Genomic DNA, 20978 nt, shown 5'->3' with positions numbered 1-20978 from the left:
CACGATGAAACGTGTCCTTGTTACTGGTTCAACCGGATTTGTAGGGCGCCATATTATCGGTGCACTGCAAAAGCACCCGGTAAAAGTTCGAGCCATCGTAAGAACAGGCAAAGCAGAAAAACTGAGCGACTTCCCCTGCATTGATGAAATTGTTGAAACGGAAAACCTATTTACCGAAGACGAAAACTGGTGGGCTGATGCTGCTCAAGATGTCGATATTGTTATCCATTCCGCATGGTATGCGGAACCTGGAAAATATGTCAATTCAGTAGAAAATATTAACTGTCTGACGGGTACACTCACGATGGCCAAAGGATGCATTACTGCTGGCGTCAACCGATTTGTAGGCCTCGGTTCTTGCGCTGAATACGATACCTCCTTCGGTTTTCTCTCGGTCAATACACCGCTAAAACCAACCGTAATATATACCGATGCCAAAGCGTCAGCCTATTTGACATTATCACATTGGTTACCTGAATCAGGTGTGGAATTTGTCTGGTGCCGATTATTTTATTTGTTTGGAGACGGTGAAGATAAAAGACGTTTTATTCCTTATCTCCATTCAAAATTGGCGGCTGGAGAAAAAGCAGATTTAAGTAGTGGGAACCAGATTCGAGATTATCTCAATGTTGCCGATGCCGGCCAAATGATTGTTGATGCAGCAATGCAGGGGAAAACTGGCGCTGTCAATATCTGCTCCGGCATACCTGTCACAATTAAGCAGCTTGCTGAAAGCATAGCGGATGAGTATAACCGCAGGGATTTGCTAAATTTCGGTGCTCGTCCGGATAACCTGATAGATCCACCCTGTATTGTCGGAATACCATAGAACAAGTGAGAACAGACAACTCACTTGTAACTTGCAACATGCGAGATGGCAGGTATATAGAAACCATCATTAAAAATGACAATAGTGACGCATTAATCCGATTCGGTGATTTATCTATAAGTGTTCAGAATCTGATACCGTCATTTGCGATGCGAAAAGTTTAATCAAAATGGGGCTAGAAATGAATCCAATTGAAGAGTTTAAAAATGAACGAATAGCGTCTATCTCGACCTATCCTCAAGATAAAAAGCTGCAATCTCTTTCGCAAGAATGGACGGAAATGTCATTAGGAAAACGCTATGTCTATAATTTTGACTGGCTTGGTCGTCCAATCATTCAATACCCTCAAGACATTGTCGCTATCCAAGAAATCATTTGGTCTACTCGTCCAGATCTGATTATTGAAACCGGTATCGCCCACGGCGGCTCATTGATACTCAGCGCATCCCAGCTTGCTATGCTCGATATGTGTGATGCGATTGAAAATAAAAGTACATTCGATCCATGTCAGCCAAAGCGTAAAGTCATTGGGATTGATATTGATATCCGCGCCCATAATCGTCAGGCGATAGAGAACCATCCATTGTCTAACCGAATTCAAATGCTTGAAGGGTCATCCATTTCCAATGAAATCATTGATGCGGTCAAAGAATTGAGCATCGGATACCAAAAAGTCATGGTCTGCCTGGATTCTATGCATACACACAGTCATGTACTTGCTGAACTTGAGGCATATGCTCCATTAGTCACCCCAGGCTGTTATTGCGTCGTTTTTGATACCATCATAGAGGATGTTTCACCAGACTTTTATACTAACCGTCCGTGGTCTGTAGGTAACAATCCGAAAACAGCAATATACGAATACCTCAAAACACATAACGAGTTTGAGATCGATAAAACCATACCGGATAAATTGCTTATTACAGAAGTACCTGATGGTTTTTTGAAAAAGCGTAATAACTAATATCACATTCTCTATGGTTTTGGAATAAAGAAGTCTGTATTACCGTTAGAAGGTATTTTCCAATAACGGTATTCAGACTTTCATTTCGTTACGCTTTTTATCACTGGTTAATCCGGTAACCAGGCTTTACGCCACAATTCCAGATTATCTCCGTCCAGCATCCAGTCTTTATAAATTGCCGCGCGCAATTCATCGCCTACTTTTGCTGTAGCATCCATATCGGACAGATGCATGCGAATAGCATCCATCCATTCTTTGTAACGGTTGCGTACCCGTGTAACTGGCAGATCACCATGATAACATTCGATATCACTACAAATGACGGGGAAACCACACGCACCATATTCCATCAACCGTAAATTACTTTTACATCGATTAAATAAATTATCTTCCAGCGGTGCAAGCGCCAGATCCAGATTCAGTGAAGCTAACTTTGCCGGGTAATGATCAATGTCTACGCCTTTATGAAATTCATGAATATAGGGGCGGAGTTTTTCTGGACACATACCAAAAAATATCCACTCAACCTCATTGGCCAAATCCTTGACTATATCAACAATTAATTCCAGATCCCCCGTATGGCTGCTGCCCCCGCCCCAGCCTACTCTAGGTTTTTTACCTTGACCGCGTAATGACGACAAATTATCCCACCATTCCAACGGCAATTTATTTTGTACCACATGGATATTAGCATGCAGCCCGGTAAACGCTTCTGCCAATGGCGCGGTTGAAACCACAAATCGATCAACAAAACCCAGGCTTTTACGCATGGATTTCACTACATCTTTGGGAATATTCGCCCGATGGACACTTTTGAGTGGCACATTTGGCAGATAGTCATCCAACTCATACACCTTAAACGTATTTGTCAGTCTGCTCACTTGCCGGACCCACTCGTGAAAATAACTGGATGTCTGACGCTGCAACACCAAAATATCAGGATCATAGCGAGCCATAGTGGGTATATTAAGATAAACATTGGATAATTTACCATCAATCATATTGGCATTTTTTAATGCATTGAATGGCTTAATAACACGATAATGTCCACACCCCGTCTGATCTGCCATATGTGCCATCACTACCGGTAATGGGCGCCAGGTTAATGGACGCCAGATCAATCCGGCATCAGGTTCTACTTCAAATCCACGGCCATTCAGTGAAAGATTAATATTGTAAGCAGGATCCCGGGAAATGACGGGCAACCATTTTTCATACAGGTTGAACTGCTCCACCTGAAACTTCTCTCGCCACTGATGTTCAGTCATAGTGGAATCATGATGCTGATGACTAGCCCGCCCTTCATGCATCAGTAACGCATAAGGTGTCCAGACGGTCAGATAACCTGCGTTACGCACTTTAAGGCACAGGTCGGCATCATTATAAAAAACCTTGAATGCATCCTCATCCAATCCACCAACCTGCTCATAAACAGATTTGCGGATCATCAGACATGAACCCGTCACTGCTGTGTAATTTTGATCTACCTGCAGACGCTGCATATAGCCGTTCGCACCTAAAGTCTCGCCATTGAAAGGAGACTCTATCGGGCCGCGTAGTCCCAAAATCATACCGGCATTCTGAATTCTGCCGTCCGGATACAGTAATTTCGCCCCGACAATACCAACTTCAGGGCGTAATGCATGGTTAAGCATATTATCCAACCAATCTTCCTGAATAATAGCAGTATCATTATTTAATAATAGTAAATAATTTCCTCTGGCTTCCTGGGAAGCCAGGTTATTTATAGCTGAATAATTAAATGCATGCGGATAACTGAGAACTTTTATTCGAGATGGATCTATTTTTGCGATTCCCGCCAACCAGTTCTGAGTTTCGGTTATTTCACTATTATTATCAACAATTAGTATCTCATAATTACGATAACGCGTTCTTTCCAGCAAACTGGTAATGCAAGCAGCCAACGCTGATAATTGATCTTTGGTCGGTATAATGATTGAAACCAGTGGATTCTGTTCATGCCCATAATGTAAGCGATAGTGTCCTGGTAAAGATGACAACACTTTACCATTAATATATTCACGCCGATTTAAATGCCTCTCTAACACTTCTACTTCATCAGACACCGTTCTGACATTTAACGCATCAGAAACTGTCAAAAACTCAGCCAGGTGACCGATCGTCCCCATGCCCTTTTCTTCAATCAAACGGACAATAAATTCAAACTCTATACTCTCTGCATAATTATTATCAAATCCACCCAATTCAATAAATACTTCACGCTTATAAAGCCAGTGACGCACCATGACTGCCGGCAGGCTCAGAAAGTAGTCCAAATTAAAATCGGGACGGCATGCTACACTCAATTCACCATCTTCATTTTTTACAAGCTCATCACCGTAGACAGCTGCACATGACTGTGCCGTTACCAATCCCAAACTTGTCATTAATAGCCCGCCAACAGTGAATAACTCACCGGCACGGATAATCATCAACCAATCAAAACTCTCATTTTTAATAATGTCATTCAATGCAGTTACATAGTTAGTGCCATCAATTTTATAAGTGAACTCAGGGTATTCATTAAATACATCTTCACTGCTACTAAGAATATATTTATTTACTTTTATACCATGCGACACTGCGCTGGTAAGGCTCTCAAGTGTCGATTGCACTTGGTCCTGATTTTCATTTAACTGGATAATAAAGATACCGAACTTCCGACCATCAGGATGCTCATCCAGATAATTATTAATAAGAATAGATTCGCTGGGTTTCGGTTCACGTTTTGCAATCCAGCTGGCAGTCGTTTCTTCCTTCTTATTCCCTTTGAATGTCTGATTTAATGCGAGCCATACATTGTAGTCATAAAAGATATGTTGTTCATCTAATTCTGCGACTCGAATAATTTGACTCTTGTTTATATCCGATCCCAATGCATTTTGCTGCTTAGTCTCTTTAGCAAAAAAATCACGCTCACTAAATTCATGTCCACTGATAACATTATCATCATACTCGCTATCCACGCGAATATCAGATAATGGGGTAGAAAGCATCGCCAGATTGCCATATTCTAACAGTTTCACATACAACGTTAACTCAGCAGTATGCTCCATCAATTTACTGTTTAATTCAAAAAAACGAGGTTCAAGTTTATCTAAAATATCTCGGCGACATAAGATGCAACTAAGCTCTCCGATAAAATTGGTAAAATGATTAACAAGAAAATTAATCAGCCGATGTCCCTGAATAATACAGTCACCTCGGAATGGATATGAAGTTGTAAGGACATCATTCAATAGTTGCTCATTGTTATCAATGCGACGCCGTTTCGATGAAGCGAATACAACTTCATCATCAACTTCCATTGCTGCGACCAGCAGCCTGACATTATCTTCTCGTAACTTATCGTGATCGAAAAGAAACTTAATATACTTTCCCTGAGCTTGTCCCAGGGACTGATAAAAATTATCGTAAGCAGGTAATGGTGTTTCATTCTGGGTATAACTAATGGGATGCCGAGAGATACTGTCCAGCTTATAGAAAATATTCTTGATTAAATTATTTGTACTATTGTCACTAATAATGATTTCAATGTTTTCGTAATCCTGCTGAATCGCACTGGACAAAGCCAGCTCAAAATAGCGAGGGTCTTCCGCTGGAATCACAATACTGACTAATGGGTATTCAACCATCACTATCCCCTTAAATAATCACACAAAACAGAATTATCGTCTATTGCCAAGGTATACCACATCAACAAGACTACCGATAAACTCGCTTATAACCATAATAAACCCCAGAATGTCCAATTAACCAAAGGAGGTTATACCTTTTACTACTGCTATTCTGACCATTACTGATTAATAACGTTACTATTGTAAATAATTACTGCCGATAATAAATATCCTCCGGCATAGCCGGAGGTTTTTCATATGCGCCTATAAGGCTCTGTTACCAGCCGCGCCCTAACAGGCGCATCGCGATCTGACATTTGCATCTATGGATTACTTACGGCCCGTAAACGGGCTACCCGGATATGGGATCGAGAGTTGCTCACCCAACTTATCTTGCTCCAATTGGTGCTTTATGTATTCTTGTATCTTCGATGTATTCTTTCCCACCGTATCTACATAATACCCTCGACACCAGAATTCTCGATTTCGGTATTTAAACTTCAAATCGCCAAATTGCTCATAAACCATCAGGCTACTCTTACCCTTCAGGTATCCCATAAAACTCGACACACTCATCTTCGGCGGGATCTCCAGAAGCATATGGATGTGATCCACACAACATTCTGCCTCCACGATGTTCACGTTTTTCCATTCACACAACTTTCTTAATATGCCGCCAATTGCCCTACGCTTTTCTCCATAGAACACCTGCCTTCGGTACTTCGGCGCAAAAACGATGTGATATTTACAGTTCCATCGGGTGTGCGCTAAGCTCTTTTCGTCCCCCATGGGACCCCCTTTCAATTTTTTGCTTAACTTTTGCAGTTGCCAGACCGCAAGGTGTTTTAACAAATCGAAAGGGGTTTTTATAACCGACTTATAGCTGAAAGCTTTACGGAACCCCCAGCCTAGCTGGGGGTTTTCTATAGACAAAAAACCCCGCCAAAGCGGGGTTTAAAAGAAAATGCAGATTGATATTATTGCAGCAGAGACAGAACTGTCTGTGGTACAGAGTTAGCCTGCGCCAATACAGAAGTACCCGCCTGTTGCAGAATCTGAGCTTTGCTCATGTTAGAAACTTCAGTAGCGTAGTCTGCATCCTGAATACGAGACTGTGCTTCACTCAGATTGGTGGTGGTACTCGTCAGGTTATTGATCGTCGAATCGAACCTGTTTTGTATCGCACCAAGGTTACTTCGCATCCCATCAACCGTGGAAATTGCCTTATCCAGCGTAGTCAGTGAGTTAGCTGTTGAAACACCGGTCATGTTCTCATCGGTTGCATCAACCGTTACCGTCATTGCGCCATCGTCAGTAATCGTGATGTCGTTAGAAGTCAGTTTAAAGTAAGCAGTATCACCGCTTGCACCCACACCTTCAACATCACCTGTCAACGCACCACTGATGAAGTAACTACCATTAGAGTCAACAACCAAGCCAGTAGCTGACAACGTACCACTGGCTGCACCGGACAGGGTTACAGAAGCATCGGCACTCAACGTGATACTGTTGTAAGTAGAACCACTGGCAACACCGGTGGTTGCACTGGTTGCCGGGCCATCAACATTAAAGCCAGTCAGCCCCAGTGAAGAAGTATTGATTTTCTGTAGGTCAATAGAGATAGTCTGGCCATCATTCGCACCGACCTGGATAGAAACAGACGTTTTACTACCGTCCAGGACTTTAACACCGTTAAAATCCGTTTGAGCAGAAATACGGTCAACCTCAGCCAGACGCTGAGTAATTTCATCCTGGATAGACTGCAAGTCACTGGAAGAGTTGGTGCCGTTCTGAGCTTGTACGGTCAGAGTACGGATAGATTGTAAGTTATCGTTGATTTCGTCCAGTGCGCCTTCAGTGGTCTGAGCCAAAGAAATACCATCGCTGGCGTTGCTGGAAGCTTGCGTCAGACCATTGATCTGAGAACCAAAACGGTTAGCAACAGCCTGACCAGCAGCGTTATCTGCTGCGCTGTTGATTTTCAGGCCGGAAGACAGACGCTCAATAGCGGTGCTCAATGAAGACTGAGATTTATTTAAGTTGTTCTGTGCAATCAGCGAAATGCTGTTTGTATTAATTACTTGTGCCATAAGATATTTCCTTTTAAATCAGCCATCAGGACTTAAATGGTAAGGGTTCAGGCTTTGTTGCCCACGGCGTCAGCCACCGTCCTCTATGATATCGGCGCACTTGTACCAACCTTTAGAGATTTAATTCAAAAATTTAAAAATAGTCAATCGTCAGCTAACTATTTGAATTTTAGGTTCATACCGATGGTGTCATTGGGCATTAAACTGACTTGCAACCATCCACTGAACGCATACCGCTCAAACGTCCCTGACACAAGAAGTGGATGATAATATAATTAAATCAATTAATTAGAGACTAATAAAAATGTCCAGCCAGAAGTAAAATGTTAGATAACCCAGGACAAGGCCAGTGGCTAACTCATCAGAAACCGCTGACAGAAATAGAATATCTTTATAATAAAAATCTATTAAGTCGACATCAGTTATCACAGTAAAAACGGTAAATTACAAATTGAAATTGGTGACCAATGCAGCAATCAGATCAAACATTTCACTGAACAGATGTTCAGCAAAAGGCGGAATCAGTGGCATTAACAAGCCAATCGTTAATATACCGACGGTCAAGGTGACGGGAAAACCGATAACAAACACGGATAGTTGAGGCGTTATTCTGTTCAGAAGACCTAATGACAGGTTAATGGCAAGTAACAAAGTAATAAGCGGGAGGGCCAAGCTTAATCCATTAAGAAAGATAAGACTACCTGAACGGGCTATAGAATAAAAAATATTGGTGTCTATAGCATCGGTATTGATAGGAATAACATGAAAACTATCAGACAACATGGAGATCAGCCACAAGTGGCCGTTAAACGCCAAAAAAATCAGCATTGCAAGCAGGTTTAAAATCCGTGCAAGAATTGGCATATTGGGACCACCGGACGGATCAAAAAAAGTAGCGAAAGATAACCCCATTTGAAGGCCGATCACCTCCCCTGCGAAACGAAAAGTAGCAAAGGCCAATTGCATCGTAAAACCAATACAGACACCTATCAGTATTTGCTTAACTAACAACCACATCCCCGTAGCTGAAAAAATAGCCACCGGTGTAATTGTCAGGTAGGGTCCGATTAATAAAGTACTTAAAAGCGCCAATCCAATTTTTACACGTAAATTAACTTCTCGTTCATTAAGAATGGGGGCTGTCGAAATAAGTGCCAACATCCGGACAAACGGCCAAAAAAACTGATTCAGCCAATTGTTAAATTCGATACTCGTCAATTCTAGCATATTATCCAATCATCGTTGGTATGCTGTTGAATAACGTTCGCATATAGTCAAGAAACATACTAAGCATCCATGGTCCGGCCACAATAATTGTGATAAACACAGCCAAAATTTTAGGGATAAACGAGAGTGTCATTTCATTAATCTGCGTGGCTGCTTGCAAAATGCTGACAACCAAGCCGGTGACCAGTGCAGCTAAAAGTAGTGGTCCAGCTAATGCAAGGGCCACCTTCATTGCTTCACTACCCATTGCCATAACTGACTCAGGTGTCATGAACTTTATCCTTGATTTTTATTAAGAAATTAACTGTAAAAGCTTTGGACAAGCGATCCCAACAACAATTGCCATCCATCAACTAATACAAATAACATCAACTTAAAAGGTAAAGACACTGTAGCTGGCGGGACCATCATCATACCCAACGCCATCAGTACACTGGCTATAACAAGATCAATTATCAGAAAAGGAATAAAAATGGTAAATCCAATTTGAAAGGCAGTCTTCAGTTCGCTAGTGACAAATGCAGGAACTAATATCTTCATTGGTACCGCTTCAGGCCCTTCCAAAGACGGTATTTCAGCAAGTCGGGCAAATAAAGCCAAATCGGTTTCCCGTGTCTGACGCATCATAAACTGACGTAAGGGTTGAGCACCCCGGTCAATTGCCGTTTCCATCGTGATTTTATCCTGGCTAAACGGCAAGTAGGCATCCTGATATATCTTTGTAATCACTGGTGACATGATAAAAAATGTCAGAAACAGACTCAGGCCAACAATAACCTGGTTAGGCGGCGCACTGGCTGTACCTAAAGCATTTCGCAATAAGCTCAATACGATGATGATGCGCGTAAAGCTCGTCATCATTAATAATACGGCAGGAATAAATGTTAAAGAAGTAAGAAACACCAGCGTTTGAACCGGCAATGTCCAGCTCTGACCACCATTCGCCAATGGGTGAGTAACAATACCGGGTAACTGGGCCCACGAATCTGGGGTAAATAAAAGAAAGGTACCTATGAATAAACAACGCAACAGTGGCATTGCTATTCGTGATGAAACACTGTTCATTCTGACTTTTCCGGGCGTTTTATAATGTTATTTAACAGTTGGCGAAAATCTGTTGATACGGATTTATCAGAATCCAGCATTTCACCGGCAACGTTCGCTGGCAACGTGTGCAGGTGAGTGATTTGCTGTGATGTCACGCCCAGTACCAACCAGGTATTTTCTACCTCAACAATAACAACCCGTTCTCGTTGCCCAACCGGGCAACTTGATAACACTTTTAGCATTCGATTTTGTTTACCTTGCGGTGCAAAACCGAACTTTTTTGCTAACCAGGCTATCAACAAGATAAGCAGAACGATCCCACCCAGTACTGTGCTCACCTGAGTTAACGCACTACTGTGAGAAATCACCGGTGCAGAAACAGCCGTAGACTGAAATGTCACATTTGGAACTGCCTGCCCCTGAGATTGTGTCATAATCAATTAACGACTCAAGCGACGCATGCGTTCAGATGGAGTAATGATATCAGTGATTCGTACTCCATATTTATCTGCGACGACGACAACCTCACCTTGTGCAATAAGGTATCCGTTAATCAGGATATCCAATGGTTCCCCTGCTAATCCATCAAGAGAAACGACTGATCCCTGAGAAAGACGTAATAGTTCTTTAATTGTCATTTTCGTCCTCCCGAGTTCAACAGTAAGCTTCACTGGAATATCTAAAATGAGATCGATATCTTGGGTGCCGCCTGGAACGTTGTCAGCATCAAGTGTTTTGAATATACCTTCACTACTACTTTTTTCCGCAGTCTGTTGCTCGTTAAATGCATCAGCCCACAGATCGTCCACTGATTCTTTATCGTCGGACGGGTTCTTGGTGTCATTCATTGGGCTGTTCCTCGTTATTCAGAGAATTCAAAATAGGGTTAATTAAGTGCTCGACCCGAAGAGCATATTGTCCATTGAACGTACCGTACTGACCCGTCAATACCGGGACGCCATCAACATGCGCAATTAGCCTTTCCGGTTTATCTATGGGTAAAACATCGCCGGGCTTCAATTTTAACACTTTGGATAATCTCAATGGGATATCAACAAAATTTGCAACCAGCTCCAGTTCTGAATGCTGGACCTGCTTAGCCAAGGTATCGCGCCAATTCTGATCTTCTTGTCGTGAATTTTCCAGTGGCGGATTAACCAATAACTCACGTAGCGGCTCGATCATGGCAAAAGGAATACAAATATTGAATTCCCCCGTCAGATTACCAATCTCAACATGAAACGGTGTTGTCACCACAATATCGTTAGGAGAAGTGGTTATATTGGTAAACTTGACCTGCATCTCAGAGCGGACATACTCCACATCCAGTTTGTAAATAGCATTCCATGCATCCCCATAAGCATCCAAAGCAAGCCGTAACATACGTTTAACAACACGCTGTTCGGTATGTGTAAACTCTCGACCTTCTACTTTTGTTGGGAAACGTCCATCACCACCGAAAAGATTATCAACCGCAATGAAAACCAGGCTTGGAGAAAATACAAATAACGCTGTACCACGCAACGGTTTTAAATGTATCAGGTTCAGGTTGGTTGGTACCGGCAGATTACGTGCGAAATCATGGTAAGGCTGAATCTTCAATGGCCCAGCGGTGATATCGGGACTGCGACGGAGCAAGTTAAACAATCCCATCCTGAATTGACGGGCAAAGCGTTCATTAATAATCTCTAATGACTGCAAACGCTCACGAACCACACGCCTCTGCGTATTGGGATCATAAGGCCTGATGCCATTGTCAGTGCTAACTGCCGACGTGGATTCACTCTCACTGTCGTCGCTATCACCGTTTAACAATGCGTCAATTTCTGCTTGGGAAAGAATACTGTCACTCATAATGGTTATCGCAATATAAAAGCAGTGAATAGAACATCAGTAACCACTTGGTTAGGCTGTCCTGGAACCAAGGGTGGGCTTAGCACTTGTTTAATATCTTCTATAAGCTTTTGTTTGCCCTGTTCATTTGCCAAAGCGACGGCGTCCTGACGAGATAACAATAATAACAACCGACTACGAACTTCCGGCAGATATTGAGTAAATCGACTCTTCGTTTTTTCATCAGGTAAACGTAACGTAAACCCGATATATAGCACTCGATCAGGGTTGTTATCCGGATTAACCAGATTAACGGTAAATGTATCCAATGGCATAAATACAGGGGCTGGCGGCGGTACGTCATGTTTCACTTCTACCGTATTGTTTCTTTGATGAAAAAACCACCAACCGGCGCCTGCGGCTCCCATTGCGACAAGTGCAATAACAATCAGTAGTACTAGCCAGACAGAGCGTTTACGTCCTGACTGGTTTTTTTTATCAGCCATAACCTGAAATAATTCCTTTACACATTGGTGTTTAATGCAGCACGAACAACTGCACCATATAAAGTGATTATCCCGTCTATTTATTTCATCAATAGGATGAATAGACGGGGAAAATCACGCCAGCTTATTGGTTTGCTTCATGCAAAAGTATCAACACCATTTATAGATGATGCCATGCGCTGCAGAACAGGCGGCACATCCAGAACTTCGCGAGTAGATTCGGCAGAGCTTGCATATCGCTGCGTAGATGAGGATTCCCCACTACTTTGGCCATTTTGCTGCCAGCCCGACCCGGTATACGCCTCACTTCCGATGCTACTTTGATTTAATGTAATGCCACTATCTGATAGCGCTGTTTTCAAATGCGGCAATGCCGCCTCCAGCGCCGCTCGGACTTGCCCGTGTGCAGATGCCAGGTGAATCTGCGCCTGGTTATCATCCAGAGTCATACTTACCTGAATTGTCCCCAACTCTTGTGGATGCAAACGTAGCTCAACACTTTGTTGATTATTACGAGCAAACATTACAATCTGCTGGCTGAGTGCCTGCTGCCACGCATCTGTACCAACCTGTGCATTTAATACGGCGGATGTCGATGCAGCAGTGGCTGTAGTCGAACCACCATTCGTCGCCTGCTGTATATTTGAAATGAGCGTATTTGTTGCCGTTGAGTTACCAGTAGAACTGGTGGTAGTACTCGTCTCTTTTACAGTATTAAGGGAAGAGGAAAGAATCGCACCATCACTACCTTGCTGGACGCGACCTTGAATATCCTTTGACACCGTCGTTTTCTCTATGGCGTCATGTTTTAACACGGTAGCACTGCCTTTCGTATTTATCTTGGGAAAAGCCGTTTCAGAAACATCACTAACCGTATCAGTTTTGAGTGATGTGCTACTTCCGTCCGAGAGTTTGCCTTCCTGTTCTTTAAGCGAATCAAGGGTTGCTTTTGCTGCTTTGCTATTCAACTGAACAACAGTTAGCAGAGACGTCGAAACATTACTCGCGGTATCTGAAGCTGAGGCTGTTGTAGTCTGTACCGAAACATCCTGTATTTGCTGAGGAATATCCTCTCTGAGCATTGCCATGATAGCTAATGTTGCATTATTTACTGCATTTGGATCACTACTGACGGTACTGGCATCATCAGTCATCGTCATATCTGCCTTGGTTGTAGACAACGCACTGATATCACTATTAGCTGAATCCTTATCGGTTTTTTCTGCTGATGCTGCACCTTTTCCCGTCGCTGATTTGCTATGTGACGCATGAGATTGCAGCAAGAGCGCGTTCAACGATAATTGCGAAGCAGTATTCGCGGTACTCTCTGATACTGTATCCGCAGAAGTATCTCCCGTCTGTGCAGCTGACTGTTTAACATTTTTCTCTGTCGATGAAACCGTTTTTTCTCCGACAGTCTGCTTTGCAGGCTGCGACTGCTCCTGAGTAGCGGGAGCGCTAGCCTGCTGATCGGAGACTTTACTCTGGCTAGTGCTGCTTTTCTCATCGCTGAGATGAGAAGATAATAACTGGTCAAAGCTTCCACTCTGAGAAATATCGTCGGACTGACTGCTACTATTAGATATATTTGAGTCAACGCGAACATTATCAGTCGATGTAATGGCAGTAACGGTAGATAAATTCATGGATTTGATTTCCTCAATGATGCGCGTTGTGCTAACTCATCCATCAGTTTTTGATCCTGACGATTTTCCCGAAGTAGTGATTCTTGTGCTGCACGTTCTTTTAATGTTTCAAATGCATTCAACCGCTGCTGCTTTAGTTGCCATGTTATCACTGCCTGCTCAAGACGTTGATTCCATATGGTCAACTGCTTGTGATGCTGTTCTATTGCCAACTCTAATGTTTTTATGAATTGTTGGTAGTTGTGCCAGTTAGCTGAATCAATACCGCTTCCCATACTTTGCTGTAGCTGCATACGATAGTCATTTTCATAGTCAAGTAACATATCTAATTGCTGTTGCGCCTGTGTATGTGATTGCCGAACTTTTCCGAGTAAAGAGGCGGCATCATCAACTTCCTGTTTAGCTAGTTCCCGAAGCTTATTCAATGATGAATCATTTTTCATAATGCCTCTTTTAATCTGATGACAGAGTATACCCGTCATCTTTTAACTTACAGATTTGTCACCCGAACCACTCACCTGAGTGAGCCCATCGAGATCCCCATCCTTACCGCTTTTCTATAACTCGAAATCTATTGGGTATATATGCCATGTCTATCTCTCATACTGACTAATCTGGGAAAAGTTCACTAAGTTGCTGAAGCGCATTATCGTAATTACAACGCTCAAACATACCTTGTTGTAAAAATGTCTCGAGATGTGGGTAGAACTTTATTGCACGATCCAGTTGGGGATCACTGCCGGCTGCATAGGCACCTACGTTTATCAAATCTTTATTTCGTTGATAAGATGAAAATAACTGCTTAAATTGCCTTACTTTTGCGTAATGCCGTTCGTCAATGAGATCTGTCATTACACGACTGATCGATGCTTCTATATCAATCGCCGGATAATGACCTGCTTCAGCAAGCTGCCGCGACAATACAATATGTCCATCCAAAATAGCACGTGCTGAATCGGCAATAGGGTCCTGCGGATCATCACCTTCAGTTAATACCGTATAAAATGCAGTAATTGAACCGCCACCATGGATACCATTTCCTGCCCGCTCGACTAATGCCGGAAGTTTTGCGAAGACAGAAGGCGGGTAACCTTTTGTGGCTGGAGGTTCCCCAATCGCTAGCGCAATCTCACGCTGAGCCATCGCATAACGTGTTAGTGAATCCATGATCAGCAAAACATGGTGGCCTCTGTCACGAAAATCTTCAGCAATACGTGTCGCATAAGCGGCTCCCTGCATACGAAGCAGGGGGGATACATCAGCAGGTGCGGCGACGACCACAGAGCGAGCAAGACCTTCAGGCCCGAGAATATTCTCAATAAAGTCTTTAACTTCTCTACCACGCTCACCAATCAACCCTACGACGATCACATCAGCCTGAGTATAACGGGCCATCATGCCTAACAATACACTCTTACCCACACCAGAGCCGGCGAACAATCCCATGCGTTGCCCGCGACCTACAGTGAGTAAGGAATTTATCGCTCTAACGCCAACATCAAGCACATGATCAATAGATGTACGTTGTAACGGGTTAAAAGGCGATGAGCTTAAAGGAGCACTATACCCAGTATCTGGAGAAGGAAAACCATCGAGTGGTTTTCCCGCACCATCCAAAATGCGCCCCAATAATTCCGGGCCAAGAAGAAGTTGTTTACCTTGTCCGTTTCCTTCTACACCAGCCCGGGCATAGACCCGCGCACCTGGTATTATTCCCTCTACTTCTTCTAGTGGCATCAAAAATAGCTTCTGCCCATTAAATCCGACAACTTCACTTTCAACTTCATCTACCTCGGGACCACTCTGGCGCTCAATGAAGCATGTTGCTCCCAGAGGCAAATGTAATCCTGTCGCTTCCAGCACTAATCCGGTTGCCCGGGTAAGTCTGCCGTATCGACGAATTGATGGCGTACAACTAATCCGCTTTTCAAGCGAATCTAGAGAAGAGAGCCAGCGAGAAAGTCGAAGTGTCACTATAATTCTCCTGGCGCAGCCAAGCGACAAAGCTCATGCCAGCGCGTGGCGATGCTCGCATCCAAATCACCGTCTTCTGCGCTTATCTTGCAACCGCCAGGATGTAATTGGTTATCAGCCAATAAACGCCAACCATGAAGATCCAATGTTGGGCCAAGATGTTGCTCAATACGCTCTAGATCAGACGGATGTACCCGTAATTGTGGTTTTCCGCTAAACATCGGCTCTTGTTGAATCAACTGCTGAATCTGGTTCAACAACGCCGTACCATCACATACGGGAGACTGCCCCAAGACTTGCTTAGCCGCGGTGAGGGCCAACTGCATGAGCCGTGAGGCGATGACACTGTCAAGTGCATCCAGGGTCTGCTGAAACTCGGTGACCATGTTCTGCATTTGAGCAATCATGGGTTCTTGCTGCTTTTGGACGTCCTCTACTCCTTGTCGTGACCCTGCCTCCAGGCCTGATTTATAGCCTTCCTCGTAGCCTTTTTGCTGACCCTCTTTAAACCCTATCTCTTGAGCACGAAGCTGTACTTGTTCACGTAATAGCTCCAGACTGTTATCCGATTCTGTAGAGCCGGTAACATCCTCCTGAATCGGAAGCTCAGCACTGGGTTCGACCGAGACTTCGGTCACCGGAGCGGCCAAATCATTAAGCTTCCAGGGGCGCCATGGCAGGGTATCAGGATCAGACATACGCATCCTCACCACCACCAATAATCATTTCACCACTGTCGGCCAGACGGCGAACAATAAGCAGGATGGCTTTCTGTTCGTTTTCCACCTGAGACATACGTACTGGACCACGTGTTGCCAAATCATCACGCAGGATTTCTGCTGCCCGCTGAGACATGTTCCGCAGGAACTTATCACGCAATGCCTCATCAGCACCTTTCAATGCAACAAGCAGGGATTCGGATTCCACTTCTTGCAACAGACGCTGGATACTGCGATCGTCGACCTCCACAAGGTTTTCGAACAAAAACATTTCATCAATAATTTTCTGTGCCAGCTCACCATCAAACTCACGGACCGCGTCAATAACCGATTCTTCCTGCTGTGTTTTCATTAAGTTGATAATTTCAGCTGCAGTACGGATACCACCCATTTTGCTGCGCTTCAGGTTTTGACCATCAAGCAATCCATTCAACACCTCAGTCAACTCAGCCAGTGCCGCAGGCTGAACACCACCAAAGGTCGCAATACGCAGCATAATGTCATTACGTAAACGTTCATCAAACAATGCCAGAATATCAGCGGCCTGGGCACGTTTTAAATGGATAAGTATGGTTGCGATAATCTGTGGGTGCTCGTCTCGAATCAAATCGGCTGCAAGCTGTGGCTCCATAAAGTTAAGCGTTTCCATGCCAGAAGTGGTTTCTCTGCTTTCAAGAATATCTTCCAGCAAACTGGATGCACGTTCTTCACCGAGGGCCTTAACCAATACAGAACGCAAATAATCACCAGCGTTAACACTCAATGCTGCATATTGCTCTGCTTCGGTTTCAAACTCCTTTAAAACCTCAGTCAACTGCTGATTAGAGACCTGCTTCATACTTGCCATAGAAGAGCTCAAATGCTGCACCTCACGTGCAGAAAGATGTGTAAATACTTCTGCAGCGCGATCTTCACCAATAGTCATCAACAAAATGGCGCTTTTTTCAGTTCCGGTTAGACTCATAGTTCACTACTCATCCATTGGCGAATGACCAGAGCAACGACACGCGGGTCATTTTCTGCCAAGTCTTTAATACGCTGACTTTGCAGTTCCGCACTCACTCGTTGCTGCGATTTTCTCTGTTGTTCCTGCTCTTCTTTATTAAGCTTAACAACAACATCTATATCGCTAGGTTGCTGCCCACTCAGGCTGGCAACCAAAGCTTCCTGCTGCACCTTTTTCTGCAATTGCGGACGTACTATCTTACGCCATAGTATCCAGGCAACAATGAGCACCAGCAGCCATTTGCCCGCGTTAAGCAACAAATCAAAGAATGTCTGTTTCTGCCAGAAAGGTAATTCACCACCGCCTTCTGACGTTTCAGTAAAGGGTGCATTAACGACATTCAGCGTGTCACCTCGTTCACTAGAATACCCCATAGCTTCACGAGTCAATGATTCAATCTGTTTAATCTGAGCTTCGCTTAAAGCAACACTTTTTCCTTCTGCATTTAAGGTATTATTAACTACAACAGCCACTGACAAACGCTGCACTGAACCGGCACTCTGTTTCGTGTGCCGGATTGTACGATCGACTTCATAGTTAATCGTCTCATCTTTACGGCTATTCGATGACTGTATCCCCGAAGATCCAGTACCTGTCTGCGCACTATTGTTTGCACTTGTGCTATTCGTTTGCCCATTATTACCAGTTGCCGGTTTATTGGTATTGTTCTGAGTAGTTATCGGTGCGGTAGGCGTAGCAGAGGGCTGATTAGACAACGCGCCAGGCACACCACCAATATTACGGCCACCGAGCTGTTCACTCTGGCTTGTCTGTTGTGATCGAACAGCAGCCTGATTAGGCTTCTGATTAGGTTGATACTGTTCATCGGTTTGTTCACGATGAGAAAAATCAATCTGTGCCGTTACTTGAGCGTGAACATTACCCATTCCAACAATGGGATATAATATTGCTTCGATTCGGCGCTGGTAACGACCCTCCACCTCGTTGGCATATTTAAGTTGCGCCGTGTTCAGATCTTGACCGGTACTATCAGGCTGGGTTAACAAGTGTCCATTTTGATCAACCACAGTGACTTTGTCAGGTGGCAGGCCAGCGACACTACTGGAAACCATATAGACGATGGCGTTAATCTGCCCTGCATCAAGGGCTCTACCAGGTTGGAGGTTTAACGTCACTGATGCAGAAGGTGATTTTTGTTCGCGGACAAACAGTGACGGCTTAGGCATCGCTAAATGAACGCGTGCGCCCTGAACTGGGCCAAGCGTCTCAATAGTTCGCGATAATTCTCCTTCCAGTGCTCTCTGGTAGTTAATCTGTTCGCTAAATTGACTGATACCAAATTTTTCCTGGTCAAGTAATTCAAAACCAACAGCACCACCTTTAGGCAACCCTAACTGAGCCAACCGCAAACGAGTCTCATAAACTTTATCCGCAGGGACAAGTAAAGCTCCACCATTGTCAGAAAAATGATAGGGGATGTTCATCTGCGTTAGTTGGCTAACAATTTCACCACCATCACGATCGTTCAGATTACTATAAAGAACTTTAAAATCAGGACTTTTAGCCCAGAGTGCCAATACGGTCACGACAGCGATCGCAAATGCAGCGGCGACCAATAGGGAGACTTTCGGATTAGCGCGCAGCCGATTAAGCACAGCAGTGAATCCACTAATATTCATTGCGGGCGAACTGCTTTTCACGGAGCTCATGCATTATTCCTGCTGATTAACATCTTGATAATTTTTGATAACGACAAAATATACTCCCTGATAAGCACTGGCCGTCTGCACGTAAACACCGCCTTTAAATGAGGGCTATACATTATTTCCTTCCTTGGACTAATTCTATGGCTGAATTAGCTAGGTTTTTTATAGCTATTTAGCGGCTTAGGGTTGTTATTCTTCTGGTAAAGTTGCTCTTCGTTTATAGTTCACCTTCTGGAAAAATGTATTATGGCTATTCAGGGTATCGAATCAGTATTACAGCAACTGCAAGCTACAGCACTACAGGCTACAGGCAGTAAAGCCGACGCTTCAGTCAAAACCGGCGGATTTGCCGAAGAAATGAAATCAGCACTTAACACGATTAGTGAGAAGCAACAATCATCCAAAACGCAGGCACAGAAATTTGATCTTGGCGAAAGTGGTGTTGCCTTGAATGATGTCATGATTGATCTTCAAAAAGCATCACTCTCGCTGCAGATGGGTATCCAGGTCAGAAATAAACTTGTTTCAGCTTACCAGGAAATTATGAATATGACAGTATAATGGAGAAGGACGAAAGAAGGACGGAAATCAATCAATAAGAAAATAATCAGTATTCGATGTGTTTGTGTGCTCTTACAGAGATTAACACTTAAAGAATCTTTCGGTGTCCTATGTGTTTTTTTGGGTTCCTTGGAGAGCCCTATTATCGTCACCAAAATCATTTGTGAATCAAAAAAATTAATTAGACTATTAGTCTTGTCTTATTGCCATAAATAAAAACGCCGCATTGCACTAATATTACACGATAAGTAAATTATTTTTAATAATGTTATGAATGTCAAAATAAAATATAAGTAAAATCATAAGAAACAGATGACACCTTACAAACAAATGGATAACAACAATATCATTTACTGCTTCCACCACCAGGTAACATAGATTTATTATCAGCAAATTTATGATACTCTGCATTAACTGACTTTTGCCGCGTAGATTGACTAATCAACCCTTTCAATTCATTCATTCTTACTTGCAGTAATTGGCTTATCGTACTTTCATTGTCCAATATCTTTTGTAAACAATCTTTTACCTGTTGTTGCTCAAATGCAGTAATATTGATCGGTGATTTTTCAGTCACCACAGGTAGTTTACTAACAGTACTCACATATTCCTGCTCAAGCTCAATAAGCCTTACCCAATCAGCCTGTTCTGCAAGCGCCAGCATACGATTACTAAGCGTAAGAATTTGTTGATAGCAAGTTAAAATTGATTTGCTGACGTCCATCATAGTTTCCTGAATTACATAACATCGATTGTATTCAAATTTTTATAATTTTTAAAGGTGAATGCTATGCCTTATGAAAAAACCGATCTGATACCCACACAGCATACACAAATTAACTTTAATAATAAAAACTACACTTTTCCAACAGCGCTGATGTTTTCCTGATCTATCTGTTTCCAAGAATCAGCAATTCCGCGCAATAATTCAGTGATATTCTGTAGAACATGGCGATCATTATGCAGATTAGCATGTAAAAGTTGCCTGATCATATAATCATAAAGTTGGGCAAGATTAGCGCTGATTTCGCCTCCCTTCTCCATATCCAATGATGCTAAAAGACCACTATCTATAATCCGGACTGCTTTGGTAATCGCATTACCTTTACCAACAGTATCCCTTTGTTCCATGTAGATATCCGCACGGACAAGAGCACTAAGTGCGCCATCAAACAACATGGTGATCAGTTTATGAGGACTAGCACTCATAACTCCGCTTTCCAACCCTACTTGTGCATAAGCCTGAGAACCATACATTATGGCCATTACTA

Annotated in this window: 21 protein-coding genes; 3 read left to right on the top strand and 18 right to left on the bottom strand. The window is 43.2% G+C overall.

The window, feature by feature from the left end; all coding sequences use genetic code 11:
* The first annotated feature begins 4 nt into the window (after positions 1-4).
* Together RS889_RS09140 and RS889_RS09135 are read left to right on the top strand one after the other, a co-directional pair.
* The gene (locus RS889_RS09140; protein ID WP_315710380.1) at positions 5-829 is read left to right on the top strand and encodes an NAD-dependent epimerase/dehydratase family protein; all 825 of its coding nucleotides are present in this window, start codon (positions 5-7) and stop codon (positions 827-829) included.
* A gap of 181 nt (positions 830-1010) precedes the next feature.
* Positions 1011-1793, top strand: coding sequence for a cephalosporin hydroxylase family protein (locus tag RS889_RS09135; protein WP_315710378.1), 783 nt, complete (start codon positions 1011-1013; stop codon positions 1791-1793).
* Positions 1794-1900: 107 nt separating this feature from the next.
* Here the strand turns inward: RS889_RS09135 and RS889_RS09130 are convergent, their stop codons facing one another.
* From RS889_RS09130 to fliF, 16 genes are all read right to left on the bottom strand, one after another.
* The gene (locus RS889_RS09130) at positions 1901-5449 is read right to left on the bottom strand and encodes a glycosyltransferase (RefSeq protein WP_315710377.1); all 3549 of its coding nucleotides are present in this window, start codon (positions 5447-5449) and stop codon (positions 1901-1903) included.
* Positions 5450-5761: 312 nt separating this feature from the next.
* Positions 5762-6220: an IS200/IS605 family transposase gene (gene tnpA, locus RS889_RS09125; RefSeq protein ID WP_021017615.1), complete on the bottom strand. Its 459-nt coding sequence runs from the start codon at positions 6218-6220 to the stop codon at positions 5762-5764.
* A 188-nt stretch (positions 6221-6408) separates the two neighbouring features.
* Positions 6409-7521 carry a FliC/FljB family flagellin gene (locus RS889_RS09120; RefSeq protein WP_315710376.1) on the bottom strand — a complete coding sequence of 371 codons (1113 nt, stop codon included), beginning with the start codon at positions 7519-7521 and terminating at the stop codon, positions 6409-6411.
* Positions 7522-7965: 444 nt separating this feature from the next.
* Positions 7966-8748, bottom strand: coding sequence for a flagellar biosynthetic protein FliR (gene fliR, locus RS889_RS09115; protein WP_315710375.1), 783 nt, complete (start codon positions 8746-8748; stop codon positions 7966-7968).
* Between the two features lies 1 nt (position 8749).
* Positions 8750-9019 carry a flagellar biosynthesis protein FliQ gene (gene fliQ / locus RS889_RS09110; RefSeq protein WP_315710374.1) on the bottom strand — a complete coding sequence of 90 codons (270 nt, stop codon included), beginning with the start codon at positions 9017-9019 and terminating at the stop codon, positions 8750-8752.
* A gap of 29 nt (positions 9020-9048) precedes the next feature.
* Entirely contained in the window at positions 9049-9786 is a 738-nt protein-coding gene (gene fliP / locus RS889_RS09105; protein ID WP_315710961.1) for a flagellar type III secretion system pore protein FliP, read from the bottom strand.
* A 23-nt stretch (positions 9787-9809) separates the two neighbouring features.
* Positions 9810-10232, bottom strand: a complete 423-nt coding sequence (gene fliO / locus RS889_RS09100; protein ID WP_425475145.1) for a flagellar biosynthetic protein FliO — start codon at positions 10230-10232, stop codon at positions 9810-9812.
* Between the two features lie 3 nt (positions 10233-10235).
* Positions 10236-10643, bottom strand: coding sequence for a flagellar motor switch protein FliN (gene fliN / locus RS889_RS09095; RefSeq protein ID WP_315710371.1), 408 nt, complete (start codon positions 10641-10643; stop codon positions 10236-10238).
* A complete protein-coding gene (fliM, locus tag RS889_RS09090) occupies positions 10636-11649 on the bottom strand; it encodes a flagellar motor switch protein FliM (protein ID WP_315710369.1) in 1014 nt (337 codons plus the stop codon). Before fliM ends, fliN begins: the two co-directional genes overlap by 8 nt.
* 5 nt (positions 11650-11654) lie before the next feature.
* The gene (gene fliL / locus RS889_RS09085; RefSeq protein ID WP_315710368.1) at positions 11655-12134 is read right to left on the bottom strand and encodes a flagellar basal body-associated protein FliL; all 480 of its coding nucleotides are present in this window, start codon (positions 12132-12134) and stop codon (positions 11655-11657) included.
* Between the two features lie 137 nt (positions 12135-12271).
* On the bottom strand, positions 12272-13780 hold the full coding sequence (locus tag RS889_RS09080; RefSeq protein WP_315710366.1) for a flagellar hook-length control protein FliK: 1509 nt from the start codon (positions 13778-13780) through the stop codon (positions 12272-12274).
* On the bottom strand, positions 13777-14223 hold the full coding sequence (fliJ, locus tag RS889_RS09075; RefSeq protein ID WP_315710365.1) for a flagellar export protein FliJ: 447 nt from the start codon (positions 14221-14223) through the stop codon (positions 13777-13779). The genes RS889_RS09080 and fliJ overlap by 4 nt, the downstream gene beginning before the upstream one ends.
* Before the next feature lie 166 nt (positions 14224-14389).
* Entirely contained in the window at positions 14390-15754 is a 1365-nt protein-coding gene (gene fliI / locus RS889_RS09070) for a flagellar protein export ATPase FliI (RefSeq protein ID WP_315710363.1), read from the bottom strand.
* A complete protein-coding gene (gene fliH / locus RS889_RS09065; protein WP_315710361.1) occupies positions 15754-16452 on the bottom strand; it encodes a flagellar assembly protein FliH in 699 nt (232 codons plus the stop codon). The genes fliI and fliH overlap by 1 nt, the downstream gene beginning before the upstream one ends.
* A complete protein-coding gene (gene fliG / locus RS889_RS09060; protein ID WP_315710359.1) occupies positions 16445-17437 on the bottom strand; it encodes a flagellar motor switch protein FliG in 993 nt (330 codons plus the stop codon). Before fliG ends, fliH begins: the two co-directional genes overlap by 8 nt.
* Complete coding sequence (gene fliF, locus RS889_RS09055; RefSeq protein WP_315710357.1) at positions 17434-19149, bottom strand: flagellar basal-body MS-ring/collar protein FliF; 1716 nt, start codon at positions 19147-19149, stop codon at positions 17434-17436. The genes fliG and fliF overlap by 4 nt, the downstream gene beginning before the upstream one ends.
* Before the next feature lie 243 nt (positions 19150-19392).
* On the opposite strand from fliF, the gene fliE reads away from it, so the two are divergent.
* Positions 19393-19707, top strand: a complete 315-nt coding sequence (gene fliE / locus RS889_RS09050) for a flagellar hook-basal body complex protein FliE (protein WP_315710355.1) — start codon at positions 19393-19395, stop codon at positions 19705-19707.
* A 346-nt stretch (positions 19708-20053) separates the two neighbouring features.
* Here fliE and fliT read toward each other — a convergent pair whose 3' ends face one another.
* Both fliT and fliS read right to left on the bottom strand, forming a co-directional pair.
* On the bottom strand, positions 20054-20434 hold the full coding sequence (fliT, locus tag RS889_RS09045) for a flagellar protein FliT (protein WP_315710354.1): 381 nt from the start codon (positions 20432-20434) through the stop codon (positions 20054-20056).
* A gap of 128 nt (positions 20435-20562) precedes the next feature.
* Positions 20563-20973: a flagellar export chaperone FliS gene (gene fliS / locus RS889_RS09040; protein WP_425475121.1), complete on the bottom strand. Its 411-nt coding sequence runs from the start codon at positions 20971-20973 to the stop codon at positions 20563-20565.
* Positions 20974-20978 lie beyond the last annotated feature (5 nt).

The sequence above is a fragment of the Brenneria uluponensis genome (assembly GCF_032395385.1).
GTDB classification, from domain to species: Bacteria; Pseudomonadota; Gammaproteobacteria; order Enterobacterales; family Enterobacteriaceae; genus Prodigiosinella; species Prodigiosinella aquatilis.
Note: the sequence above shows the minus strand (reverse complement) of the source record. Positions and strands in the feature narration are given on the sequence as shown.